20 protein-coding genes are annotated in these 24907 nt (G+C 62.4%); 8 read left to right on the forward strand and 12 right to left on the reverse strand.

Annotated features, from left to right (window positions below; all coding sequences use genetic code 11):
- Positions 1–244 precede the first annotated feature (244 nt).
- From M3484_RS05240 to ccoN, 10 genes are all read right to left on the reverse strand, one after another.
- Positions 245–460: a hypothetical protein gene (locus M3484_RS05240; RefSeq protein ID WP_249496042.1), complete on the reverse strand. Its 216-nt coding sequence runs from the start codon at positions 458–460 to the stop codon at positions 245–247.
- A 526-nt stretch (positions 461–986) separates the two neighbouring features.
- The gene (locus M3484_RS05245) at positions 987–1796 is read right to left on the reverse strand and encodes a hypothetical protein (RefSeq protein ID WP_249496043.1); all 810 of its coding nucleotides are present in this window, start codon (positions 1794–1796) and stop codon (positions 987–989) included.
- Positions 1753–2190 (reverse strand): P-loop NTPase family protein, encoded by a 438-nt coding sequence (locus M3484_RS05250; RefSeq protein ID WP_349306265.1) that lies wholly within the window; start codon positions 2188–2190, stop codon positions 1753–1755. Before M3484_RS05250 ends, M3484_RS05245 begins: the two co-directional genes overlap by 44 nt.
- Before the next feature lie 521 nt (positions 2191–2711).
- Positions 2712–4835, reverse strand: a complete 2124-nt coding sequence (locus tag M3484_RS05255; RefSeq protein ID WP_249496045.1) for a dynamin family protein — start codon at positions 4833–4835, stop codon at positions 2712–2714.
- A gap of 9 nt (positions 4836–4844) precedes the next feature.
- Complete coding sequence (locus tag M3484_RS05260; protein ID WP_249496046.1) at positions 4845–6041, reverse strand: dynamin family protein; 1197 nt, start codon at positions 6039–6041, stop codon at positions 4845–4847.
- On the reverse strand, positions 6041–8074 hold the full coding sequence (locus M3484_RS05265) for a dynamin family protein (RefSeq protein WP_249496047.1): 2034 nt from the start codon (positions 8072–8074) through the stop codon (positions 6041–6043). Before M3484_RS05265 ends, M3484_RS05260 begins: the two co-directional genes overlap by 1 nt.
- A 1094-nt stretch (positions 8075–9168) precedes the next feature.
- Positions 9169–10047: a cytochrome-c oxidase, cbb3-type subunit III gene (gene ccoP, locus M3484_RS05270; RefSeq protein WP_092900723.1), complete on the reverse strand. Its 879-nt coding sequence runs from the start codon at positions 10045–10047 to the stop codon at positions 9169–9171.
- Positions 10048–10050: 3 nt separating this feature from the next.
- Positions 10051–10257 carry a cbb3-type cytochrome c oxidase subunit 3 gene (locus M3484_RS05275; protein ID WP_092900720.1) on the reverse strand — a complete coding sequence of 69 codons (207 nt, stop codon included), beginning with the start codon at positions 10255–10257 and terminating at the stop codon, positions 10051–10053.
- Between the two features lie 12 nt (positions 10258–10269).
- Positions 10270–11013 (reverse strand): cytochrome-c oxidase, cbb3-type subunit II, encoded by a 744-nt coding sequence (ccoO, locus tag M3484_RS05280; RefSeq protein WP_092900717.1) that lies wholly within the window; start codon positions 11011–11013, stop codon positions 10270–10272.
- An 11-nt stretch (positions 11014–11024) separates the two neighbouring features.
- The gene (gene ccoN, locus M3484_RS05285) at positions 11025–12443 is read right to left on the reverse strand and encodes a cytochrome-c oxidase, cbb3-type subunit I (RefSeq protein WP_249496343.1); all 1419 of its coding nucleotides are present in this window, start codon (positions 12441–12443) and stop codon (positions 11025–11027) included.
- A gap of 450 nt (positions 12444–12893) precedes the next feature.
- Here ccoN and M3484_RS05290 point away from each other — a divergent pair, with 450 nt between their 5' ends.
- A complete protein-coding gene (locus M3484_RS05290; protein ID WP_092900711.1) occupies positions 12894–13739 on the forward strand; it encodes a universal stress protein in 846 nt (281 codons plus the stop codon).
- Between the two features lie 24 nt (positions 13740–13763).
- Here M3484_RS05290 and M3484_RS05295 read toward each other — a convergent pair whose 3' ends face one another.
- Positions 13764–14618: a prephenate dehydratase gene (locus M3484_RS05295; protein ID WP_249496048.1), complete on the reverse strand. Its 855-nt coding sequence runs from the start codon at positions 14616–14618 to the stop codon at positions 13764–13766.
- Positions 14619–14742: 124 nt separating this feature from the next.
- Here M3484_RS05295 and M3484_RS05300 point away from each other — a divergent pair, with 124 nt between their 5' ends.
- From M3484_RS05300 to M3484_RS05325, 6 genes are all read left to right on the forward strand, one after another.
- Positions 14743–15273, forward strand: a complete 531-nt coding sequence (locus tag M3484_RS05300) for a c-type cytochrome (protein ID WP_092900705.1) — start codon at positions 14743–14745, stop codon at positions 15271–15273.
- A 167-nt stretch (positions 15274–15440) separates the two neighbouring features.
- Positions 15441–17489: an extracellular solute-binding protein gene (locus M3484_RS05305; protein ID WP_249496049.1), complete on the forward strand. Its 2049-nt coding sequence runs from the start codon at positions 15441–15443 to the stop codon at positions 17487–17489.
- Between the two features lie 57 nt (positions 17490–17546).
- Positions 17547–18698, forward strand: coding sequence for a microcin C ABC transporter permease YejB (locus tag M3484_RS05310; protein ID WP_092900702.1), 1152 nt, complete (start codon positions 17547–17549; stop codon positions 18696–18698).
- Positions 18698–19807, forward strand: a complete 1110-nt coding sequence (locus M3484_RS05315; RefSeq protein ID WP_092900699.1) for an ABC transporter permease — start codon at positions 18698–18700, stop codon at positions 19805–19807. The genes M3484_RS05310 and M3484_RS05315 overlap by 1 nt, the downstream gene beginning before the upstream one ends.
- On the forward strand, positions 19804–21453 hold the full coding sequence (locus tag M3484_RS05320) for an ABC transporter ATP-binding protein (RefSeq protein ID WP_249496050.1): 1650 nt from the start codon (positions 19804–19806) through the stop codon (positions 21451–21453). The genes M3484_RS05315 and M3484_RS05320 overlap by 4 nt, the downstream gene beginning before the upstream one ends.
- Entirely contained in the window at positions 21450–22679 is a 1230-nt protein-coding gene (locus tag M3484_RS05325; protein ID WP_249496051.1) for a glycosyltransferase, read from the forward strand. The genes M3484_RS05320 and M3484_RS05325 overlap by 4 nt, the downstream gene beginning before the upstream one ends.
- A gap of 21 nt (positions 22680–22700) precedes the next feature.
- Here the strand turns inward: M3484_RS05325 and hemN are convergent, their stop codons facing one another.
- Positions 22701–24056 (reverse strand): oxygen-independent coproporphyrinogen III oxidase, encoded by a 1356-nt coding sequence (hemN, locus tag M3484_RS05330; protein ID WP_249496052.1) that lies wholly within the window; start codon positions 24054–24056, stop codon positions 22701–22703.
- Between the two features lie 71 nt (positions 24057–24127).
- On the opposite strand from hemN, the gene fnrL reads away from it, so the two are divergent.
- Positions 24128–24880, forward strand: coding sequence for a transcriptional regulator FnrL (gene fnrL / locus M3484_RS05335; protein WP_349306261.1), 753 nt, complete (start codon positions 24128–24130; stop codon positions 24878–24880).
- Positions 24881–24907: the final 27 nt, after the last annotated feature.

The following is a 24907-nucleotide window of genomic DNA, read 5'->3' on the forward strand; positions in this document are numbered from 1 at the left end:
CGCAAATGCCGCAGCCGTGACCGCAAGGGTCAGCGTTTGCGGCCCGGATCCCGACCCTGACCAAACCCCGGAACGCGCGAACAGGAAGGGTTGGGCCAGGGTCGCCCCCCGCCGTCTCCGATGGGGTTCGAAAAGGCGGGGCGGCTTCTTAGTGCCAAAAGCGCCTTGTCAGGGCCTTGACCTGGATCAATCCCAGATGCGGGGCCCAGTCAGGCCGTTCGCCTGCCCTCGTGCCATCCGGCACTCAGCGCCCGCGACCGGCGCAAATCGCCTCAAATTCATCCGTGGTGATGACCCGGCGCTCACCGGCAAAGACCATCGAGACCGGCTGGCCCGACCGGAAACGGACCTGGCCACAAAGATAACGGCCAGCAGCGAGGCCGTTGTCACCTTCGGGAACCGGCGCGGACAGATGTCCCGGCCGAAATCTCTCGTGCCAGACCCTCTGCATCCGCGACATGACGATAGCCCCCAGAGTCCGCCGATATTTCCGGGACAGGCGTGCTGAACTGCGGGCTTGCCGTGATAATGCGCCTGCCTCTCCAACAAAGCCGAACGGGCATCTGGCGGCGTCACCATCCGAGGCGGACCGCAGTCGCAGATCAACCCTCTGGATGCGCTCCGGTCTCACGCTCCGGCCGGCGTTCGATCTTGTGGCACTCCTTGTCAGAGGTGATCTTTTCCGTGCAGGTGATCAGCCTGCGCGAGGTCTGACGCAGCCGCGCCCCCTTTCACGTAAGGCCTGGCCAACCAGTTGCCTCAGATCAGCGCCCTGGTGTGGCCGATGCCGGGGTTCCGGCCCTTCAGCGGAATATTCTGGTCCGTGACGCCCGGCCTGGCGATCAGGTCGCGGTGTTGCAGAATGTCGGCCTCACAAAAAGCCTGATAGAAGCCGTGCTTTCCGGCGGAACAGAACCGCAATCCGCCAGATCAGGCGGATGCTGCCCCCCCGGGGACGAGACGCTCACGACCATCCCGAGCGCCCATCAACAGCCCCCCACCGATTTGCGCAGTTCCCCGGGATCAGCCTCAGACGCCTTCTCCGGTCGGATCCTGTCAAACACATTGGCACGCCGAGACCCGAAATCACTGGCCTCGGGCTGTCGGCTGGCGAGATCAAGCACGGTCGCGGTCTGCTCTGCGAGGAAATCATCGAAAATTCGCCTGATTTCTTTCGATACTTCAATGACCTGGCTCTGTTTCAGCTCATCGGTCACCGCGCCGATCCTGACCTCGATCAGGCCGCGATACCCGGCGGCAAACGTGGCGGGATCCCTGCGACGCAGCCACCAGCGCTTCCACCAGCTGCGGCGGAGGTTGATGGTGATGGTTTTGCCCATCACCACCGGTGGCGGCGCTTTCGGCACCTGCGGCGGCCCGATCTGGATACCGCGGCCCGCAGGCCCCAATGCGCCGGCACAGAGCGGGCTCAGATCACTTGCTGCGCCACAGAACACCGTTTCCACCTGCACCCGCACCCGGGCCGAAAACCGGTCAAAGGTCGTGCGCAGCACCAGGCGCAGCCCCGAGGAATTGAAGGTCCAGCTGTCCTCCGGGCCGGCCCTGCACAGATGATCGGTCAGAGCGTCGGTGGCGCGGAGCACATAATCCTGCTGCACCTGGGTCAGTGCCGGTGCGATCTCGCCCTCCAGCCGGAAAAGCGTCTCTTCCAGCTTTTCCCGCGCGCGACCGACAACGGCATCGAGATCGCCGCGCAGCTGTTCCGGATCGACAGCTGTCGGCCGCCCTGCACTATCGCGCCCGCTGACCAATGCCTTGCGGATCGGCCCCGACATCGCAATTTGAGGCCCAGTCGGACAGCGCAGTTTTGCCATCATCGTCACGATCCGGGCGCTCGCCCTGCAACGCCATCGCAGCCCAGCGGGCCGAGCCGAATACCACCTTAACATCCCGCAGACGGCCATAGGGGCGCAGCGTTTTGTGGATACCCTCATGAATCCCGGCCACATGCTCAGAGGGCGTATGGAGCTCGTCGATACGGTTGACGAACAGCACAACCTGACGCGATTCAGCGTTTGCAATCAGCCGGATCAGCGCAAGATCGGTGGTATTCAGCGCCTCATGCGCCGAGAGAACCACGACACAGACCTTTGCCCCGCGCAGCGCCTGCAGGGTGACTTCTTCGCGCGTGAGAAACGTGTCATTCCCGCCGGGCGTATCGCGGAACAGATAGCTGCAGGAAACCCGGAGGAAGGTTTTGCGTCAGAGGCCGAACCGGAAAGCGCTTGTGCGGCGGATTGAATGACTTTCATATTCCCCTTCCCCTGTGCGGGAGCACAGATCGCAGCATCGCAAGGACAGCTGCGTCCCGAAGGGGACACAACCCGCCTGAAAATCCCCGGGGATCAGGTAACAGGCGGGCCGCCGGCTGAGGACAAAGAACCAGAAAGAGCAAAAACCGCTCCGACACGAGAACCATCACACATCCGGGGAAGCCAGCCAGATGACCTCCTCCTCGTACAGGATGAAATTGACCCGGCTTTGTGAAGAATCTGTGGATCTCCGGAGGATTTTCTTTGTTCCGGAAGCGCCTTTCAGCTGTGTTGCAAAGCCTTGAAAAATAGCGGAATTCACATCGAAGAATGGCGGGAACCGGTGGTTTGAAAACCCGTTCCCGCCATATCCGGCGCCCCGGCCAACCAGCCTGGCGTGCCAGGCTGTCCACCCCCCGGTCAGGGGCTGTCTGTCCGTCAGGCCGCAGCAGCGGCCCGCGTCATCTCCGCCTGCGCCAGCGCGCTTTCTACGGCTGAAAGGTTGATCAGCCGGCGCTCCAGCACCTCCATCTGGCTTTGCAGCCGGTGGACGATGCGGCTGCGGAAATCGGGGTCATTCACGACCATCCCGAATTCCACCATGTCTTTTTTCAGCCGGTGGACCCGCTCATTCAACGAGAGCTCGAACATCCGGAGCATCACGCGGAGCCGGTCGATGCCGGCATCTGCGCGTTCCACCTGGGCCTCGTTGAAAGCGGCCAGAAGTTTTTCCATCGGCGGGCGCAGCTCTTCTGCCGCGATCATGCGCAGCGCGGCAAGGCTCTTTTCGACATTGATCCCGGGCCGGCGCCAGAAGGCCCAGCTGCGATTCGAAATGAAATTCACCCTGAGCGACCGTTTCGCCAGCGTCAGCGTCGAGACGAATTCATCATAGGGAAGATCGGAAAGGTTGACCCCCTCGGCCCGTTCCTGAAAGCGGTCTTTGATGGTCTGCTGGCACGATGACAACCCGTTCGAAAGAACCACATCGGTGCCCGCGCGCGAATTCCTCCAGGCCGCGGTCAGTTCGCGCTCCATAACCTTTTGCAAAGGCGAGAGGTCAATTTCCATCGCCCGCGACGTCTCGCCACGCAGCTTTCCGGCCATGATCCGCGCCTCGAATTCCGGCTTCTGATCTTCGACAAAGCTCTCGATCATGCCGATCAGCCGGGTTTCCAGCCTGGACCAGGACCTGGTCAGCACTTTCTCGATCTGCACCTCGGCATTCTCGACATGGGCTTCCAGCCCGGTCTGCACCTTGCGGATGGCGTCGATCTCAAGCTGAAGATCCTCGATCGCCATATTGGCGACCTCACTGTTGACACTGCCGGCCTGGGTTTGCAGCGACGCGCGTTCGCGCCGCGCCACAAACAGCGCGCCATTCAGCTCGGCCCGGATATCGGCCCTGATCTGCGCCATCTGCGACCGGCCGACACCTGAATCGATCAGCTGTGACAGCGCCACTTTCACGTCGCGCATGCCAGAGGCGAGCATCAGGCGCTCGCAGCGGTCATCGGGCAGATAGCCGTAGCGCGAATGGATATAGCGCGCGAGGCGGGTGTCATCGAGGGCGGCGCGATCGGCCTCGGCCTCATCCCCGTCCTGGAGCGTCAGATCCGCCATCCAGGCCGAACCGGCCACGATGGTGAAATCAATATCGGGGATCGCACCGCACAGACGCCGCGAGACATCCTCGATCACGCGCGGCACATCTGTGTCGTAATCGTCAAGCTCGTCGATCCGGTTCACAAAGACCAGAACATCCTTGCTATCCTGTTTCGCAAGAATGCGGATCAGCGCGATATCGACATCGGTCAGCGGCTGATGCGCCGACAGGACGATGACAAACACATCCGACTTATCGAGGCTGCGACAGGTGAATTCATCGCGCACAAGGAACGGGTCATTCACGCCGGGCGTATCGGTGATGATGGTCGGCACCTGGAATTCCGGCAGCCGCATATAGACATTCGCAACTTTGGTCAGCATCGCATAGCGCCCTGCCGCCGTCGGATCGGTCTCATCCTCGGCCCCGGCGCAGACATAGCTCCGCAGCAGATCCGAGGAGACATAGTCGTAATCATGCGCCGTTCCCAGCAGATCGGCATAGCGTCTGCCAAGGCGTTCCTCGGCGCGCCGGCGCATCTGGTCGCTTTGCTCGCGCAAAAGCTGGGTATCAAAGCCCGGCAGCAACTGTTCGGTCAGCTTGCGGATGCGGCTGTCGCCATTGACGATCTCGTTCCAGTCGGCATTGCCGAAGAATTCGAACTTTGCCCCCATCACCGGGTCACCGGGCAGGTTCACGCGGATATTGGTGACGACCGAAGTCCAGGGGTTCACATCCGAGGGCAGGAAATCATGGCTGTAAAGGAAAGCGTTCAGAAAGGTCGACTTGCCCGCCTTGACCTGGCCGATCACCGCGACTTTTGCGGCCCAGTTGTCCAGCCGCTCGCGCAGCGCGCGAAAGCCCGGACGCATGTCACGGCTGATGACCTTGTCGATCCGGTCAAGGGAATCCCGAAGAAAATTCAGTTCCTGGCGCTGGTTAGGTGCAATTTGCATGTCAGCTTCTCACTCACAAAAATCCGCAGAGAAACCGGCACGTCCGGCACTACTGGCAGAGCCACTATTCACAGAGTTACCATTCACAGCGCCGGACTGGGCGGGCTGCGCATCCAGGCGGGCAATAAAGTGCTCCACAGCGGCGAGCAGCGATTCCGGATCGCTGTGGTCAACGCTCTGGCTCATTTCGTTCCAGAGGCTGCGCGCACGCCCGATCCCTGCCCCGGCCAGCGCGGCGCGGACCAGAGCCGCGTTTGCAAGAGGCGCGGTTTCTGGCGCAGTATCGGGCGGGGTCTCCTCCGGGCGACGGTTCCGGACGAGCTGCAGGACATTGGCCCCGACCACATCGCGCGGTGATGCGGAAGGATCGGGATCCTCGCCGGCCTCCTTCTGCGCGTTCAGGGCAGGAGCGGGCTGCGGGTCCGCGGCCCCGGTCGCAACGGATGAGGTCGCCGGCTCAGGCGTCGTGACACGTACCGGCACCGAGGCCGCGAACTGGTCGATCAGCGTATTGGGCGCCCCGTCCAGCCGCACGCAACCGCTGACCATACGCAGACGGGCCGCGATGCGGTCAAAATCGTCGCGCTGCAGGAGCGACGCCATGAGGAAGCTCTCGAAAAACGCGCCGGCCTCGCGCTGGACGCGCTGCAACACGCGGTCAGCCATGGCCGGGCTGCCCAGCAGATCGGCATGGGTCACCACCATGGTCGCATTCTGCCGCAGCCGCGCGGGCATCGCCTGCCAGACCGCCTTTTCGCTTTGCCGCCAGGCCTGGGTCGCATTGGTGCACCAGACCACGGCATCGGCAAATTCCAGCATGCGCTGCCAGGTCTCGGCCGCCATGTTCGGATCGGAATTGCCGGGCGTGTCGATTATTTCCATCCCGGTCAGGACCGGTGCCGGATGCGCCATCACGCAATATCGGGTCGTTTCCAGATCGACAGTGTTCAGATCGGCCAGCGGCTCGCCCCGGCCCGACAGACCGACACGGATCAGCGACGGCTCGCCCCGCACCAGCCAGACCGGCGGCAGCGCGGTCGCGGTGACATTCGACGGCAGCACCGGGCCACCGACCAGCCCGTTGATCAGCTGGGTCTTGCCGGCGCTGAATTCGCCCGCGATCAGGATGCGTGGCTTGCGCTGCACCGGAGCACCAGGGCATTCAGCCGCCGGGTCAGCCGGTTTCCTGCGGTTCCAGAAGCCCATCACGCCGACATCCTCCGCGTATCGGCCAGACGGGCGAGACTGGTCTCATCCATCTGCCCGGAATTCACCTCGTCCGGCCCCTTTTCATGCAGCCGCTCCAGCAGCGCCTCGCAGAACCGGCTCTGATCCAGCGCAAATCCGGTGACGATCCCGCGCGTGGCCGCAACCGCCGGATCAAAGAAATCCGCCAGCAGATTGTCGATCAGCGGCTGGGTCTCTTCGATAATCAACGCACGGTATTTCTTTTCGACCTTCTTCGCCTGGCCAAAGCGCAGGAAGCGCCCGGCCAGCCTGCCGGTCGCACCGGTATCCCAGATCCGATGCCACCACGTCGCCTGAAGGTCGAAGGACAGCGTGCGAGCCAGCACGGTCGGCGCGCTATGTTGCTGCTGTTCGGGAAAATCGATGCTGGCGGCATTGCGATAGACGCCCAGCTCATTTTGCAGCACGTCCTGCACCGCATCGAGCATCGATTCAAAGCTGATCTCGCCTTCGCGGCGCAGTCGGGCACAGGAAGAAAGATAGGCCGTGCGCATCATCATCCGCAGGCCGGTCGGGTCGTGATCCCAGGAGCCGGTCTCGCCAAAGGCCTGGATATGCGATTGCAGCGCCTCGACCGCGGACTCGACAAAGGTATCGCGGGCGCGGATCAGGCGTTCGTGCAACGCGGCGCGCAGATCGACGGCTGCCGCGTCAAAGGTGGTCATTACCTTTTGCAGCGAATCTGCCACCTTCAGCATCAGATCTTCCTGGCTGATCGTCAGCACCGCCATGCCGGCATCCCGCAGCCGTGCCGCCGAATCCACCGCTTCGCTCATTTCGATGATGAGTTTGATCTCGGCTTCGATGTCTTTCAGGAAAGCCGCCCCCGGGCCATCGATCACACGTTCGGCAATAAGCCGGTGCAAGGCGGGCACGCCCGAGGCCTCGAACGCCGCCTCGCGCAGCGCGCCATTGTCAGTGACATCCAGATCGGGAGTCAGCTGTTGCAGCGCCGCAAGGCTGCGCGGCATCAGCGTGCCCTCGCCCGAAAGCGCAAAATTCGCCCAATAGCCCGAGCCGAACAGGATCGGGATATCCTGGTTCAGCCCCAGCCGCGCCAGGGTGCGGCGGATCGAAGCGCTGATCTTTTCCTCTTCGGCCTTCGGATCGGCCAGCTCGTCGATCCGGTTGACGAAAATCACCACTTCGCGCGCCTCGACGGCACAGATGATGCGCAGGATCGCCACATCCATAGTGGAAAGCGCCTGATGCGCCGACAGCACAACGACGCAGACCCGGCTGTCCTGAATCGCGTTGAGCGTGATCTGCTCGCGCATCATGAATGTGTCGTTCACGCCGGGCGTGTCGCGGATGCACAGGCCCGACGGCAGCCCTTCGGCGTCAATATAAAGATCGGCGGTCTTGGTGATATCGGCATAGACGCCGTCACCCGTTGCGTCCTTCAGGTCGGACGGATCACCGTAGCAGATGTAGCGGTTGATCGTTTCCTTATCGAGATCGGGGAAGGAATGGTTTGACCCGATGATACCGGCGAAATCGGCCCCCAGCCGCGCCTCGGTGCTCTGGCGCATCTGCGTGACCTGCGCGCGCACCTCATCGGCCTCCTGATCGAATCCGGCGCGGGCGGCCATCTCGCCAAGCCGGCCCCCGGTTGCGACCAGCCGGTCCCATTCATGCTGGTCGAAAAAGCGAAACAGCGCGCGGGTATTCATCGGCCGGTGCCGGCTGTTCAGATGCAGCGCGGTGATCACCGAAGTCCAGGGGTTCACATCTGAGGGCAAGAGATCAGTCTCGCCCACCAGCGCATTGACCAGTGTGCTTTTCCCGGCCTTGATCTGGCCGATCACCGAGACCGAAGGCTCGAACGACCGGATCTTATCCAGCACCCGGTCAATCGGCTCTTCGACAAAGGCGAGCGAGAAATCGTAGAAATCCTCGACAGCCTTCTCAAGATCCGCCAGGCGCGACCAATAGCGGTTCAGTTCCCCGAACCCCTCGCGATGCTTCAGCCTGATGTTACCCTTCGTCATGAAGGCCTCTCAAATTTAGCGCGGACAGGCCGCTTACAGAAATCAGAACCGAACCCGGCCCCTGCATGCCGGGGCTGATCCTGCCGGTCGCTACAAGGCTCCGGCCTGGGCTTTGGAGGCGGTCTCCCATGCCATATCCTGTCCGGGATCCTGGCCGCTCCCGCCCGTCCTGACCGCGCCACTTCCGGCCCGCCGCGACCTGAATTCAGCCGGCCGGGGGCTGGACAGGCGCGCGAAGAGATCCGTCTGCCCCAAACGCCGTGTTCTGACCGCCACAACAAACCGGTGACCGCCTTCTTCCTCAAACTGCAAAACCTGGCCTGACATTTGCCACCCTGACTCGTGACTGCACATGGTCTGACCATGTCCATTGTTTTGGGCTCAAATCAGGCAGGTTCGCGGTGCTTTCGGGACGGCGCGCCCGGAAGATCGCATCGAAAGGTCAGGTTTTTGTTTCAGGGACTCTGCAATTGAAGGGAGATGCCTTGCCCTGCGATCCTGTCGCGGCCTCTGCGGCGCCGCCGCTATTCAGCGGCGCGGCCCCTCAGGTTACAACGCTCGCAAACACTCGCCCGCCCCTGTCGGAGGTACAGAAAACAGTCCCCCGCCCAGTCAGCCGGCGGGACCGGCGAAGCCCCTGGCCAGCCGCATCGCGAAATGGTCGGGACCTGCAAACGGGTTATCTTCCTCCTGCCCGCCGGCTTCAAGGATCAGCCAGTCCTGGAAAACCTGACGGTTATGTATCTGGCGCCTGCTAAGCTGAGCCTGTTCCTCGCCGGGGACAGGGGCAGTGTGGCCCGCGAGGTCTGCCCCTTATGACTTGACCACGCTTCTTAGCCTGCCGGCACCGTCTCTTGCCATCATCCCCACAGATGAGTGCGGTCATTCAGGACCGCGCACCAGAAGGAAAAGTGCCTGGATAATCAGTCACATGGCTGCGGTATCGGCACAGATAGCCGGCACTCAGGTGGCCGGCTAATCCGCGATGGCGAAGAGACCGGCAACAGGTTCTGGAAACGCACAATGCGCCAGGGCCCCGGCTTTCTCTCTGATCCCGGATATGAAAACGGGCCCCGAAGGGCCCGTCTCATGTATCACTCGCCACCGCCAAGGCTGTGGACATACCAGCTGACCGCGCGGATATCGGCCTCTGACAATCGCCCCGCCCAGTCTGGCATCACCCCGAACCGCGCATTGTTGACGCTATAGGTGATCGCCTCGCGCGAGCCGCCATAGAGCCAGACCGCATCGGTCAGATCAGGGGCGCCCTGTTCGCGGTCGCCCTTGCCGGTCTCGGCATGGCAGGAGGAACAGTTATCGGCAAAGACCGTCGCCCCCGCAGAGGCCAGTGTGGCGTCATGCTCCTGGCCCGAAAGCTGCAGCACATATTCCACCACTTCCGCGATCTGCGGTTTCTCCAGCAGCTGATCCTTCCCGAAGGCCGGCATCTGGCTGTAGCGCGCATCGGGGTCGGTGGTATTGCGGATCCCGTGGCTGACAGTCTGATGGATCGCCTCCATCGAGCCGCCCCAGAGCCAGTCATCATCCAGAAGGTTCGGATAGCCAAGGCTCTGAATCCCGGCCGCACCTGCGCCATGACACTGGACGCAATTGGTGCGAAACACGGCCGCACCTGCGTTTTCGGCAAAAGCCGCAAGCTGAGGATCATCGCCGATCGCGTTCAGATCGGTCGCCACCAGCTTTTCACGATTGCCCGCATTCCTCGCATTCCAGTCGGCGATCTCGGCCGCGACATTGGCGCGCTCATTATTGCCGATCACGCCCTGCGTCGCACGGGTCAGCAAAGGCCAGGCCGGATAGGCGATGGTATAGCCGATGCCCCAGACGATACAGGCATAGAACACCCAGACCCACCAGCGCGGCATCGGGTTGTCCAGTTCCTGGATGCCGTCCCAGTCATGGCCTGTGGTCGGAACCTCACGTTCGACTTTGGTAATCTTTTTGGCGCACATGATTCACGCCTCCGTCCGCTGGCTGTTACGGGGCTCCGCGGGGTCCGCAGCAGGGCGGTCCTCATTGCGGAAGATCGAGCTGGCAATCTCGTCATGGACTTTCCGGCTGCCCGGGCGGAAGGCCCAGAATGCGATGCCGACAAACATCAGGAACATGAGCAGCAGGCCCCAGCTGTCGGCGGTGGCGCGCAGGAATGAATAGAGTTCCATTCTTTGTCCTCCTCAGCGTGTCGGATCCGGGGTGAAGGTCGAGAAATCGACCATCGTCCCCAGGACCTGCATATAGGCGATCAGGGCATCCATCTCGGTGATCTTCGGCGAGCCGTCGAAGTTCCTGACATTGACGGCGCGGCCGAATGCGGCCTCGCCGTAACGTGCCTCAAGACCGGAACTGTCGGCATCCGGATTGGCCTGGGCCAGGAAATCGGCCTGCGCGTTTTCGATCATCTCATCGGTATAGGGGATGCCGACGATGCGGCTCGCCTTCAGGGAATCGGCGATATATCTGCCATCGATCACCTTGTTCTTCAGAAAGCCATAGGGCGGCATCAGGCTTTCCGGCACCACCTGTTTGGCATCGGTAAAGTGATCCACATGCCATTCATCCGAATAACGCCCGCCCACCCGGGCCAGATCCGGCCCGGTGCGTTTCGATCCCCATTGATGCGGCTTGTCATACATCGATTCGACGGCAAGGCTGTAATGACCATAGCGCGTCACCTCGTCCCGCATCGGGCGGATCATCTGGCTGTGGCAGTTGTAGCAGCCCTCGTTCTTGTAGACCTGCGCGCCCGCGAGTTCGAGCGGGGTGTAGGGGCGAACCCCTTCCACCTTCTCGATGGTGTTCTCGAGATAGAAAAGCGGCACGATCTGCACGAGGCCGCCGATCGCGACGACGATAAAGGCCAGCACCATCAGGAGTGTCGCGTGGGTTTCGATCTTTTTATGTTTGTCGAGTATGGACATTTAACCCTCGCTCACGCAGCCGGAATGGCGTTGTTGGCATTGACTGGTGCTTTCGCTTCCTGACCGCGGACGGTCATCCAGAGGTTCCAGCACATGATGAGCGCGCCCCCCATGTAAAGAAGCCCCCCCAATGTGCGCACCACGTTCATCGGATATTTGGCGCCCACGGTGTCGGCAAAAGCGTTGACGAGGAAGCCATTGGCATCGACTTCGCGCCACATCAGGCCTTCCATGATGCCGGAAACCCAAAGCGCCGAGGCGTAGAGAACGATCCCGATGGTCGCAAGCCAGAAATGCCAGGACACAAGCGCCAGGCTGTAAAGCCGCTCGCGGTTCCAGAGCCTCGGCGTCAGATAGTAAAGCGCGCCGAAGGTGATCAGCCCGTTCCAGCCAAGCGCGCCGGAATGAACGTGACCGATGGTCCAGTCGGTGTAATGCGACAGCGAGTTCACCGATTTGATCGACATCATCGGCCCCTCGAACGTGGCCATGCCGTAGAAACCAAGCGCCACAACCATCATCCGCAGAACGGGGTCTGTGCGCAGCTTGTCCCAGGCACCCGAAAGCGTCATCAGACCGTTGATCATGCCACCCCAGGAGGGCATCCAGAGGATGATCGAGAACACCATGCCAAGGGTCGAGGCCCATTCCGGCAGAGCGGTGTAATGCAAGTGGTGAGGACCGGCCCAGATATAAAGGAAAATCAGTGCCCAGAAGTGGATGATCGACAGTTTATAGCTGTAGACCGGGCGTTCCGCCTGTTTTGGCACAAAGTAATACATCATGCCAAGGAAGCCTGCGGTCAGGAAGAAGCCCACCGCGTTATGGCCATACCACCACTGGATCATGGCATCCTGCACGCCGCCGGTGACCTGCACCGAGGTCGAGCCGAAAATCGAAACCGGCACCGCCATGTTATTGACGACATGCAGCATGGCGATGGTGATGATGAAGCCGAGGTAGAACCAGTTGGCCACATAGATATGCGGCTCTTTGCGGTTCATCACCGTGCCGGCATAGACCGCGAGGAAAGCGACCCAGACGATGGTGATCCAGATGTCGATATGCCAGGCGGGTTCGGCATATTCCTTGGCCTGGCTGCCGCCAAGCACATAGGAGCTCGCCGCCAGGACGATCATGAGGTTCCAGCCCCAGAACACGAACCAGGCCAGATTGCCGCCCCAGAGCCGCGTCGCACAGGTGCGCTGCACCACGTAGAACGCAGTGCAGATCAGCGCATTGCCCCCAAAGGCAAAAATCACGGCGCTGGTGTGCAGCGGGCGCAGCCGCCCGAAATTGCCGATCCCCTGCAGGAATTCGAAATTCAGCCAGGGCCAGGCCAGCTGGCTGGCGATGACCACGCCGACCAGAAAGCCCACCACGCCCCAGAAGGCGGTGGCGATCACCCCGGCGCGGACGACGCCGTCCATATATTCGTTCCTGTTGACGATCTTCGGTTCACCGACGCCGCGCAGCACCACCACAAAGGTGATGGCGGCGGCCAGCATGACCGTGATCGCATTGACCTGATAAGCCAGATCGCGCGCGAAATTGGCCGCGATAGCGGCCAGAACCGCTGTCAGGCCAAGCGCGATCAGTTTGACGTAATCCCACATAAGGCGTTCCCTCGTCTTATATCCACGGCGTCTGAGGGGGTTAGATCCCCCTGACAGACCTCCGGACTGTCTGCCTTGTGCTATAGACGGGGCGCGCGCGCCTTGATCTGCGTCAACACGTCCGGGCGCTGTGGCATCTTGCCACGCCGCGAAACACAGCATCGGCAGGCCCGGGAATTTGACCTCCATCAAGGCGGAACCCGGGCCGGGCCTCTAGCGTTATGGTTGTGAATGAACCTTCGACAACCCTGCGGGAGACGGGTCATGGCCTATAAATCGCTTCTCACCATCGCCAGTTCAGAGACTGGCACGCGCACCGCCGTCGATGCGGGGACGAAACTCGCGCTTGCGATGGATGCGCATCTGGAAACGCTCGCACTCGGGGTGGACCGCTCGCAGCTGGGCTATGCCTATATCGGAACCGGCGCGGTGATCATGCAGGTCGCGATGGAACGCGCCGCCGAAGAGGCGGCCCTGCACGAGAAAAACCTGCGCGCGGCGCTTGAAGCCCAGGGCCAGGACCTGCGCTGGTCGCTTGATTCGGCGGTCTGTCAGCTGGGCGCCCTCGGAGAGCTGGTCGGCGCCCGCGCGCGCTACAGCGATCTGGTGGTGCTGCCGCAGCCCTATGGCGATGGTCAGGGCGCCGAGGGCGAGGCGGTGCTTGAGGCCGCCCTGTTCGACGGCGCGGCACCGGTGCTGGTGCTGCCCGCCTCCGGTCTGCCTGCGGCTTTGCCGAAACGGATCGTTCTGGCCTGGAATCAAAGCCGCGAGGCAATGGTGGCCGCGCGCCGCGCGATGCCCCTCCTCAAGGCCGCCGAACAGGTGGTGATCACCGTGGTCGATCCGTCGGCAAACGGGCCCGAACGGTCAGATCCCGGCGGCAATCTGTGCCAGCTGCTGGTGCGCCACGGGGTCAGGGCCGAGGTTTCCGTGCTGGCGCGCACGCTGCCGCGGGTCTCGGATGTTCTTGCGCGGCAATGCCAGGATATTGGCGCCGATCTGCTGGTGATGGGGGCTTACGGTCATTCCCGTTTCCGCGAGGCGATTCTGGGCGGCGCCACCCGCAATATGCTGGAAAGCGCCGAAGTTCCTGTTTTCATGGCGCATTAAGCGACAGGACCCCTGGCGGGCGGCTCAACGCCGCTCGCCAGAGGCCGGATAGACGCCGAGGATATTCAGCTCTGTGGTGAAATAGCTCAATTCTTCCAGCGCCCGCGCCAGCGCCGGGTCTTCGGGATGGCCCTCGACATCAGCATAAAAGGCGGTGGCGGTGAAATGGCCGCCGACCATATAGCTTTCCAGCTTGGTCATGTTGACCCCATTGGTCGCGAAGCCGCCAAGCGCCTTGTAAAGCGCCGCCGGAATATTGCGGACCTGGAAGGTGAAGGTCGTGACCATTTTTTCGGCCCGGCGACGGTGATCGGGCGCGCGGCTCATCACCAGAAAGCGGGTGGTGTTGTTCGCGTGATCCTCGATATGGCGGGCCAGCACGTCGAGCCCGTAGATCTCTGCCGCCAGTTCGCTTGCCAGAGCCGCATGGGACGGATCATTCGCCTCAGCCGCCTCGCGCGCGGCTTTGGCATTGTCCGAACTGATCACGCCGCGGATATTGTGCTTTTTCAGAAACCCCGCGCATTGCGGCAGGATCACCACATGGCCATGCGCCTCGCGCACATCCGCCACGCCCGCGCCTTTGACCCCCAGAAGATTGACATGCACCCGCACGAATGTCTCGTCGATGATATGCAGGCCCGAATTCGGCAACAGGCTGTGGACATCCGCCACACGGCCATAGGTCGAGTTCTCGACCGCAAGCATTCCCAGATCCGCCCGACCGTCGCGGACAGATTCGACCACCTCCTCGAAAGTACCGCAGGGCAGCACCTCCATCCCCGGTCGCGCCTGGGCGCAGGCCTGGTGCGAATAGGCGCCAGGCTCGCCCTGGAATGAAATCAGGCCGGGCTTTGCATCAACAACTGCTGCGGACATGGCATGATCTCCTGAAAAATCGCGGGTTTCGCACATGAGAGACGATTGGTCGCGCTCCTACACCTTGCAAGCCATGCAGGGAAGCGGCTAATACCGGGCAAGACGACCAAGGGATGCGTTCGACATGTTCGACACAATGACGATGACCAAGGCGACCGGAGCTGTCTGTGGCGCACTTCTCGTGCTGCTGCTGGGGGGTTGGGCTGCGTCTGCACTTTACAGCACCGCGCCCCATGGCGGCGGCCATGGCGAAGAGGTCGCTCAGGCCTATACGATCGACACCGGCGCAGCTGCCGGCGGCGACGAACCGGCCGAGGTGGTTGATATCGCCGCGCTGATGGCAACGGCAGATCCGGCCAAGGGCGAAAAGGTCTTCAACAAATGCAAGGCCTGCCACAAGCTTGATGGCACCGACGGCACCGGCCCGCACCTGAACGGTGTGGTTGGCCGCCAGATCGCCAGTTCTGCGGGCTTTGCCTATTCCTCCTCGATGGCGGATCACGGCACCGATGGCACGAAATGGGATGCGGAAGAGCTGGACCATTTCCTGCGCGCGCCGAAATCCTTTGCGGCCAATACCAAGATGTCTTTCGCAGGCCTGCCGAAGCAGGATGAGCGCATCAACCTGATCGCCTTCCTGGAACAGCAAAAGTAACGGATTTCCCCGCCATCCGGGGAAAAATTCCGCTGAAAACAATGGCCGCACCTTCTGGTGCGGCCTTTTTCATGCGCTCATCATCAGAGTAACGCATTCGCGCCTTTCCCCCCGCGCGGCATGGCTTTAGCATCACAATCCGGATCGGGCAGAAACCGGGGGATGGAATGGCGGCAAGGACGGATCGCAGGGGCGACAAAGGCCGGATGATGGCGGGCGAGGCCGCGATCATGGCCCTGGATCCCGCCCCCCTGTCCCGGATGCGTGCCGTCCTGCTGACCGGAACCCTCGCACTGGCTGCGGCCCTGATAACCGCCGGGGCCCTGCGCGCCCAGGACGCCGCACCGGCCGAAGTCACCCCGACAGCCGCGCCGGCCGATACAGCGGAAATCCCGGCTGAGGCCGAAACCGGCGTGATCATCTCGCATGGCATTGCCACCTTCAATTCCGACACATTGCTGCATCCGGCGGATATGGCCTACCTGCCTTATGTGAACCCCGACGCGCCAAAGGGCGGCGAGTTCAGCATGCAGGCCATTCAGGACGGCTATGATTCGATGAACCCTTTTTCGGTCCAGGGCCGCGCGGCCCAGGGCGCCACGATGATGCTGGAAGGGATCCTGACCGGCACCGCCGACGAGATCGGCTCGTCCTATTGCCTCATGTGCACCACGATGGAATTCCCCGAAGACCGCTCCTGGGTGATCTTCAACCTGCGCGATGATGTGCGTTTCTCGGATGGCTCGCCCCTCACCGCCGAAGATGTGGTGTTTTCCTACAACGTCTTTCTGACCAAGGGTCTTGCCGAGTTTCGCCCGCAGCTTGAGGCCCAGGTGGCTTCGGCAGAGGTGCTTGACCCGCTGCGGGTGAAATTCACGTTCCAGCCCGGGGTGCCCAGCCGGCACCTGCCCGCGATGGTTGGCGGCCTGCCGGTCCTGTCAAAAGCCGATTACGAAGCGCGGAACATGGATCTTGAACAGGGCTCGATGCAGCCCTTTCTTGGCACCGGCGCCTATGTGCCTGTTCTGCCCGCGAAAAGCCCGACCACGATCAGCTATCGGCGCAACCCCGATTACTGGGCGCAGGATCTGCCTTTCGGCAAGGGCATGAACAATTACGATGTGATCCGCTATGAATATTTCGCCGAGGCCAATGCCGGATTCGAAGGGTTTAAAGGCGGCGCCTATACGTTCCGCCAGGAAAACGTCGCGCGGCAATGGTCGCTGAATTACGATTTCCCCGCCGTCCAGAATGGCAGCGTCCGCATGGAAGAACTGGCGCTTGACGGGGTCTCCAACGGCCAGTCCTGGGTCTTCAACCTGCGCCGCGGCATCTGGCAGGATCCACGACTGCGCGAGGCCGTTGCGATCCTGTTCAATTTCGAATGGAGCAACGACACGCTGTTCTTCGGCAAATACCACCGGATCAATTCCTTCTGGGAAAATTCCTGGTTGCAGGCCGAAGGCCCGCCCGCGCCGGAAGAGATCGCGCTGCTGCAGCCACTGGTCGGGGAAGGGTTGCTGCCGGCCGAAATCCTGACCGACGAGCCCTATTCGCAGCCTGTCTCGGATCCCGGAAAGCTCCTCGACCGCAAATCCCTCATCAAAGCGTCGCAACTGCTGGATGAGGCGGGATGGCTGGTGGATGACAAAGGCATCCGCCGCAATGCGAAAGGCGAGGTGCTGCGGATCGAGATCCTCGATGACAACCCGACCTTTGAAAAGATCCTGGCACCCTTTGTCGAAAACCTGCGCGCGGTCGGCATTGATGCAAATGTGAACCAGATCGATTCTGCGCAATATGAGGTGCGGACCCGCAACCCCGAATATGATTTCGACTTCACCAGCACCTTCTTTGTCTTTGACTATTTCCCCGATTCCGGCCTGCGACAATGGATCGGATCGGCCGAGGCGGATGTCTCGGTCAGGAACCTTGCCGGGCTGAAAGATCCGGCGGTGGACCGGCTGATCAATGTCATCGTGGCGGCACAGTCCCGCGACGAGGTCACCACGGCGGTTCATGCCCTTGACCGGGTGCTGCGCGCAGATCGCTTCCGCGTGCCCATGTGGCACAAGCCGGAGGTCTGGGTCGCTTATTACGATATGTATGAACACCCCGCCGAGCTGCCGCCCTATGCCACGGGCGAGCGGAGCTGGTGGTGGGTCAATGCGGAAAAAGCCGCCGCGCTGAAGGCTCGCGGCGCGCTGCGACAGTGATCTCTCTTCTGACCGACCCTCTCACGACCGAATTTTGAACGAACAGGCGGGACGACCTTGGGCTCCTATATTCTCCGACGGCTGTTGCTGGTGATCCCGACCCTGTTCGGCATCATGCTGATCAATTTCGCCCTCACCAATGTGGTGCCGGGCGGCCCGCTGGATCAGATCGAGGCACGGCTGCAGGGATCGGGCGATTCCATTTCAGGGATCGCCGGGGCGGGCGGCGATGCCGGAACGGGTGACTCGGGCCAGTCGGGCTATACCGGCGCACAAGGCCTGTCGCCGGAATACCGGGCGCAGCTTGAGGAGCAATTCGGCTTTGCCCGCATCATCTGTGACGATGGCTTCACCGGCAGACGCGACATCCGCAACGAGGCCTGTCACAAAGAGATGATCCCGTTCTGGGAACGCTTTGGCATCATGATGTGGAACTATGCCCGTTTTGACTTTGGCGAGAGCTTTTTCCGCAAGATCTCGGTCGTGGATCTGATCATCGAGAAAATGCCGGTCTCGATCACTCTGGGCCTGTGGTCGACGCTGATCGCCTATCTGATCTCGATCCCGCTGGGCATCCGCAAGGCGGTAAAGGACGGATCCTCGTTCGACACCTGGTCTTCGGGCATCATCATCGCCGCCTATGCGATCCCGGGCTTTCTGTTTGCGATCCTGCTGATGGTGCTGTTTGCCGGGGGCACCTACTGGCAATGGTTCCCGCTGCGGGGGCTGACATCGGACAACTGGGACAGCCTGTCCTGGATCGGCAAAGTCGGCGATTATCTCTGGCATATCACCCTGCCGGTGACGGCGCAGCTGATCGCCAGCTTTGCCACGCTGACGCTTCTGACCAAGAACAGCTTCCTTGACGAGATCCGCAAGCAATATGTCATGACCGCCCGCGCCAAGGGCCTGTCAGAACGCCGCGTGCTTTACGGCCATGTTTTCCGCAATGCGATGCTGATCGTGATTGCGGGCTTCCCGGCCTTGTTCCTCGGGGTTTTCTTCGGCTCGTCGCTGATCATCGAGATGATCTTCACGCTGGACGGTCTGGGGCTGCTTTTATACCGTGCCACGATTGAACGCGACTTTGCGGTGATGTTCGGCACGCTGTTTGCCTTTGGCCTGATCGGGCTGGTCGTGGGGATTATCTCGGATCTGATGTATGTGCTCGTCGATCCCCGTATTGATTTCTCTAAGAGGGCGGGCTGATGGCACTTTCGCCGCTGAACCAGCGCCGCTGGCGCAATTTCAAAGCCAACCGGCGCGCCTATTGGTCGCTGATCCTGTTTGGCGTGCTCTATCTGCTGACCCTTGGCGCCGAGCTGATCGCCAATGACCGGCCGCTGCTGGTGCGCTACCAGGGCAGCTGGCATACGCCCTTTCTCAGCTTTTACCCCGAAACCCGGTTTGGCGGTGTCCTGCGCACCGAGGCGACCTGGCGCGCGCCCGAAGTGCAATGCCTGATCATGACCGGCGGCAATGCCGAATGCGAGAATGACACCGCCGCCGTCATGGCTGAACTGAACGAGAAGGGCACCGTTCTGGGTGAGCCGGTCCAGAAGGGCTGGATCCTCTGGGCGCCGATCCCCTATCGCTACAGCACCATTGTCGATACCGGCGGGCGCGCGCCAGCCGCCCCTTCGGCGCGGAACCTGCTGGGCACCGATGAGGCCAGCCGCGACGTTCTGGCCCGTGTGATCTATGGCTTCCGCCTTTCCGTCACCTTCGCGCTGATCGTCACCGTGCTGAACGGCGTCTTTGGCGTCGCGGCGGGGGCGGTACAGGGCTATTTCGGCGGCAAGACCGACCTGATCTTCCAGCGCGTGATCGAACTCTGGGGCTCGATCCCCTCGATCTATGTCATCATCATCCTGACCGCGATATGGGCGAAAAGCTTCTGGCTGATGGTGTTTCTTCTGGTGCTGTTCGGCTGGACGGGGCTGGTGGGCGTGGTGCGGGCCGAATTCCTGCGCGCGCGGAATTTCGAATATGTGCGGGCGGCACGCGCCCTCGGGGTGCCCGATCTTCAGATCATGTTCCGCCATATGCTGCCGAATGCGATGGTCGCCACCCTGACCATGCTGCCCTTCATGGTCACCGGCACCATCGGCACGCTTGCGATGCTCGACTACCTCGGCTTTGGCCTGCCCTTGTCGGCGCCCTCCCTTGGCCAGCTTTCGCGCCAGGCCCAGGCCAACCTGCAATCCCCGCATCTGGCCTTTGTCGCCTTCTTCACCTTTGCCATCATGCTGACGCTGCTGATCTTCATCTTTGAAGGTATCCGCGACGCATTCGACCCGAGGAAGACCTTCCGATGAGCCTGCTTGACGTAAAAGACCTGCGCGTCAGCTTTGCCCAGGACGGCCGCCGGATCGAAGCGGTGAAGGGCGTTTCCTTTTCCGTGGGCAAGGGCGAGACGGTGGCCCTGGTCGGCGAAAGCGGTTCCGGGAAATCGGTGACCGCGCTGTCGACCGTGCGGCTTCTGGCCGATAACGCCACGGTTTCGGGCACCATCTCCTGGCAGGGGCGCGACATCGCGAAACTCTCGGAGCCAGAGCCGCGCAGGATGCGGGGCGATGATATCAGCTTCATCTTCCAGGAGCCGATGACCTCATTGAATCCGCTCCATTCGATCGAGCGGCAGATCACCGAGAGCCTCGAACTCCACCAGGGCCTGCGCGGCGCCAAAGCGCGGGCGCGGGTGATCGAGCTTCTGACCAAGGTCGGCATCCGCGACCCGGAAAGCCGGCTGAATGCCTGGCCGCATCAGCTTTCGGGCGGGCAGCGCCAGCGGGTGATGATCGCGATGGCGCTGGCCAACGGGCCGGAGCTGCTGGTCGCGGATGAGCCGACCACCGCGCTGGATGTGACGATCCAGAAGCAGATCCTTGAATTGCTGGCGGAACTGAAAGCCTCGGAAGGCCTCAGCCTTTTGTTCATCACCCATGACCTGAACATCGTGCGCCGCATCGCCGACCGGGTCTGCGTGATGCAAAACGGGGTGATCGTCGAACAGGGGCCGGCGGCCGAGGTCTTTGGTAACCCCCAGCATCCCTATACGCAAAAACTGCTTGCCGCCGAGGCCGCCGGCAGCCCCGGGCCGGTGGCACCTGACGCCCCGGAAGTGGTGCGCTCGGAACATCTGAAAGTCTGGTTCCCGATCACAAAGGGCTTCCTTCAGCGCACCGTCGGGCATGTGAAGGCAGTGAACGATGCCAATGTCTCGGTCCGTGCGGGGGAAACCCTGGGAATCGTCGGCGAAAGCGGCTCGGGCAAGACCACGCTGGCGCTGGCGCTGATGCGGCTGATCGGTTCCGAAGGGCCGGTGCTGTTCATGGGCAAGGATATCTCGCGGCTGCGCGGTCAGGCTTTGCGCGATCTGCGCCGCGACATGCAGATCGTGTTCCAGGACCCGTTCGGCAGCCTCTCGCCCCGGATGACGGCGGAACAGATCATCGCCGAAGGCCTCGGCGTGCATGGCGTCGAACCGGGTCGCGACCCGCGCGATATGGTGACAGACATCATGCGCGAGGTCGGGCTCGACCCCGAGATGATGACCCGCTACCCGCATGAGTTTTCCGGCGGGCAACGGCAGCGCATCGCCATTGCCCGCGCCATGATCCTGCGCCCGAAACTTGTGGTGCTGGACGAGCCGACCTCGGCGCTGGACATGACGGTGCAGGTGCAGATCGTCGAACTCCTGCGCGGGCTGCAACGGAAATGGGGGCTGGCCTATATCTTCATCAGCCATGACCTCCGGGTGATCCGCGCCATGTCGCATAAAGTCATGGTGATGCGGGCGGGCGATGTGGTCGAATCCGGCACGACCGAACAGGTATTCCGCCGCCCCGCCAGCGATTACACCCGTGCCCTGATGGAGGCCGCTTTCGGCGATCTGCGTCCTGTCAGCGCAGAAGAGGTTCCCGAAGGCGCTGCAGCAGGCCCCCCCGGGGATGATGCGTGAAGATCCTCTTTGTCCACCAGAATTTCCCCGGCCAGTTCCCGCATCTGGCGCCGGAACTGGTGCGGCGTGGACATGACTGCCGGGCCCTGACCGATCAGGGGAATGACCGGCCCTCGCCGCTTAAGACCTGGCGCTACAAGTTCACGCCCGACCCGGTCGATCCCCGTGCCACGCGTCTGGGGCGCAATTACACCACCCATTCCGACCGGGGCGTGGTGGCGGCCCGTGCCGCAATGACCATCCGCGACCGCGAGGGGTTCTCGCCCGATCTGATCATCGGCCATTCCGGCTGGGGCGAGACGCTGTTTCTGAAAGATATCTGGCCCGACGCGAAACTGCTGGTCTATTCGGAATTCTACTATCGCGGTGCCGGTCAGGATGTGGGCTTTGACCCCGAGTTTTCGCCCGGCGGCTTTGACCAGGTGATGATCGCCCAGGGCCGCGCCGCGCATCTGGGCCAGGCGCTGATCCATGCGGATCGCGGGCTCGCGCCGACCGAATGGCAGGCCTCGACGCTGCCCGCCGCGCTGCGCCCGATGGTGGATGTGATCTTTGACGGCGTCGATACCGACATCGTCCGCCCCGATCCGGGCGCGTATTTCACCACCCCCTCGGGCCAGGTCTTGCGGGCCGGAGACGAGGTGCTGACCTTCGTGAACCGCAACCTCGAACCCTATCGCGGCTATCACATCTTCATGCGGATGCTGCCGCACCTGATGCGCGAACGCCCCAATGCCCAGGTGGTGATCGTGGGCGGTGATGAGGTGAGCTATGGCGCCCCGCCGAAGACTGCGAAGGGCTGGAAGGATATCATCCTTGATGAGGTGAAGGACCGGCTTGATCTGTCCCGCGTGCATTTCACCGGCAAGCTGCCCTATGCCGATTATCTGCGGCTGATGCAGGTCAGCCGGGCGCACGCCTATCTGACCTATCCTTTTGTGCTGTCCTGGTCGATGGTCGAGGCAATGGCGGCAGGCGCTCTGGTCGTGGGATCACGTACCGCGCCGGTCGAAGAGATGATCCGCCATGGCGAGACCGGGCTTCTGGTGGATTTCTTCGACCAGAAAGCCTGGGCGCGGCAGCTTGCCGAATGCCTGGCCGAACCCGCGCGGTTTGACGAGATCCGTGCCCGCGCCCGTGCGGAGGTGGTCACGAAATACGATCTGAAGCGGGTCTGTCTGCCGGCCCAGGTCGCACTGGTCGAAAGCCTGGTGCGGGGCGTGTAACGGTCCGGGGCGTGTAAAGGATCAGACCGCCGCTGAATGCTGTGCTTTGGCGCTGTCATAGGCGTCAAACATCCGCGCGATCATCCGCGTCAATGGCCGGCCCCGGGGCGGTATGATCAGATCGGCACCGTCGCGCCGGACCATATCGCCGAACCGCGCGCTAACCGTGTCAAACAGCGCCGCAAGCCCTGCCGGGCTGGCGCCGTAATCACGGATAAGCTCGGTGCCCGAGACACGGAAATCACACATCAGCGCCTCGATGATACGGCCCCGCACCAGATCTTCGCCCTGGAAGGCATGGCCTTTGGCAACCGAAAACCGCCCCTCGCGGATCGCTTTCGTATAGGCGGCCGTGGCGGGTGCGTTCTGCGCATAGCCCTGGGGAAAGCGCGAAATCGACGAGGCCCCCAGCCCCACCAGCACCCCGGCCTGATCATCGGTATAGCCCTGGAAATTCCGGCGCAGACGCCCCTCTTTCCAGGTCTTCGCCAGCCCGTCCGAAGGCAGCGCGAAATGGTCGATGCCGATTTCGTCATAGCCATCGGCGGCAAACAGCGCCCGGGCGGTGTCGAACAAAACCAGCCGTTCCTGCGGGGTCGGCAGGCTTTCCGAAGGGATCAGCTGCTGGCGCCGGCTCATCCAGGGGACATGGGCATAGCCGTAAAGCGCCACCCGGTCCGGCCCCAGCGAGAGCAGCTTTTGCACCGAATCAGCGATGCGGGCGCGGTCCTGATGCGGCAGCCCGTAAAGGATATCGGCATTCAGGCTGGTGATGCCACGGGCGCGCAGCCCATCGGATATGCGCTTTGTAAGCGCGTAACTCTGGTCGCGGCCGATCGTTTTCTGGATCTCGGGATCGAAATCCTGCACCCCGATCGAGGCCCGGGTCATGCCCGCTTGCGCCAGCGCATCAAGGCGCGCCTCATCGGCCTCATTGGGATCAATCTCGACCGAGAATTCGCCGCCCGGTGCCATCGGCGCGACCGAGAAAATCGCATCCGTCAGGCGCAGGATTTCCTCCGGTGGCAGCAAGGTGGGCGTGCCCCCACCCCAGTGCAGCCTTGAAAGGGTAACGTTATCAGGCAGATGTTGCGCCAGCAGCGCGATCTCGTCGCGCAGTGTCCGGGCATAGGCGATGACCGGGTCTTCGGATTGCGTGCCCTGGGTGCGGCAGGCGCAAAACCAGCACAACCTCCGACAGAAAGGCACGTGAAGATAAAGCGATATGCTCGACCGGGCCGGGATCTGCGCCAGCCAGGAGGTAAACTCAGGCGCCCCGATCCCGTCCCGAAACTGCGGCGCGGTCGGGTATGAAGTATAGCGGGGCACCTTCGCGTCAAAAAGTCCCAGCCGTTCAAGTTGCTTATCTGGCGTCATGGCTCTACCCTAAAGAGGCGCAGGCTTTGCTTCCTTGACGCAGATCAATGATTTTGAATGAGGCACCTGGCGTGAATTTAACGCTGCACGACAAACAGGCTTTGCACATGGAATGCGGCGGGTGCCCGATCCGCCATCGTGCCGTTTGCGCCCGTTGTGACAGCGACGAGATGGATACGCTGGAGCAGCTGAAATATTACCGCAGCTTTCAGGCCGGCCAGACGGTGATCTGGTCGGGGGACCGGATGGATTTCGTGGCCTCGGTGGTCTCGGGCATCGCCACACTCACGCAGACGATGGAAGACGGGCGGCGCCAGATGGTGGGCCTCTTGCTGCCATCGGATTTTGTCGGGCGGCCGGGGCGGGCGACCGCAACCTATGACGTCACCGCGACGACCGATCTGGTAATGTGCTGTTTCCGCCGCAAACCCTTCGAGGACATGCTGGTGAAAACCCCGCATGTGGCGCAGCGCCTGCTGGAAATGACGCTGGACGAGTTGGATGCGGCGCGCGAATGGATGCTGCTTCTGGGCCGCAAGACCGCGCGCGAAAAGATCGCCTCGCTGCTGGCGATTGTGGCGCGGCGCGATGCGTCACTGAAGGTGCATGAGACACTGGGCAAGGCCTCGGTCGAGCTGCCCCTGACCCGCGAAGAAATGGCGGATTACCTTGGCCTGACGCTGGAAACGGTCAGCCGCCAGATCTCGGCGCTGAAGCGCGACGGGGTGATCCGGCTGCATGGCAAGCGGCTGATCGAGATCCCGGATTATCGTCGCCTGCTGGAAGAGGCTGGCGACGATTCCGATGGCGGGATGCCCGCCTGACCCAGTTGCGTGAGACCGGGCGCTGAC

It is taken from the genome of Pseudomonas sp. GX19020 (genome assembly GCF_023371075.1).
Lineage (GTDB): Bacteria > Pseudomonadota > Alphaproteobacteria > Rhodobacterales > Rhodobacteraceae > Pseudogemmobacter.

What these genes read in the sequence shown, in the direction of transcription:
- M3484_RS05240 (WP_249496042.1), bottom strand. Translation starts at nt 460, where the DNA reads ATGTCGCGGATGCAGAGGGTCTGGCACGAGAGATTTCGGCCGGGACAT.
- M3484_RS05245 (WP_249496043.1), bottom strand. Translation starts at nt 1,796, where the DNA reads ATGTCGGGGCCGATCCGCAAGGCATTGGTCAGCGGGCGCGATAGTGCA.
- M3484_RS05255 (WP_249496045.1), bottom strand. Translation starts at nt 4,835, where the DNA reads ATGCAAATTGCACCTAACCAGCGCCAGGAACTGAATTTTCTTCGGGAT.
- M3484_RS05260 (WP_249496046.1), bottom strand. Translation starts at nt 6,041, where the DNA reads ATGGGCTTCTGGAACCGCAGGAAACCGGCTGACCCGGCGGCTGAATGC.
- M3484_RS05265 (WP_249496047.1), bottom strand. Translation starts at nt 8,074, where the DNA reads ATGACGAAGGGTAACATCAGGCTGAAGCATCGCGAGGGGTTCGGGGAA.
- ccoP (WP_092900723.1), bottom strand. Translation starts at nt 10,047, where the DNA reads ATGTGCGCCAAAAAGATTACCAAAGTCGAACGTGAGGTTCCGACCACA.
- M3484_RS05275 (WP_092900720.1), bottom strand. Translation starts at nt 10,257, where the DNA reads ATGGAACTCTATTCATTCCTGCGCGCCACCGCCGACAGCTGGGGCCTG.
- ccoO (WP_092900717.1), bottom strand. Translation starts at nt 11,013, where the DNA reads ATGTCCATACTCGACAAACATAAAAAGATCGAAACCCACGCGACACTC.
- ccoN (WP_249496343.1), bottom strand. Translation starts at nt 12,443, where the DNA reads ATGGACGGCGTCGTCCGCGCCGGGGTGATCGCCACCGCCTTCTGGGGC.
- M3484_RS05290 (WP_092900711.1), top strand. Translation starts at nt 12,894, where the DNA reads ATGGCCTATAAATCGCTTCTCACCATCGCCAGTTCAGAGACTGGCACG.
- M3484_RS05295 (WP_249496048.1), bottom strand. Translation starts at nt 14,618, where the DNA reads ATGTCCGCAGCAGTTGTTGATGCAAAGCCCGGCCTGATTTCATTCCAG.
- M3484_RS05300 (WP_092900705.1), top strand. Translation starts at nt 14,743, where the DNA reads ATGTTCGACACAATGACGATGACCAAGGCGACCGGAGCTGTCTGTGGC.
- M3484_RS05305 (WP_249496049.1), top strand. Translation starts at nt 15,441, where the DNA reads ATGGCGGCAAGGACGGATCGCAGGGGCGACAAAGGCCGGATGATGGCG.
- M3484_RS05315 (WP_092900699.1), top strand. Translation starts at nt 18,698, where the DNA reads ATGGCACTTTCGCCGCTGAACCAGCGCCGCTGGCGCAATTTCAAAGCC.
- M3484_RS05320 (WP_249496050.1), top strand. Translation starts at nt 19,804, where the DNA reads ATGAGCCTGCTTGACGTAAAAGACCTGCGCGTCAGCTTTGCCCAGGAC.
- hemN (WP_249496052.1), bottom strand. Translation starts at nt 24,056, where the DNA reads ATGACGCCAGATAAGCAACTTGAACGGCTGGGACTTTTTGACGCGAAG.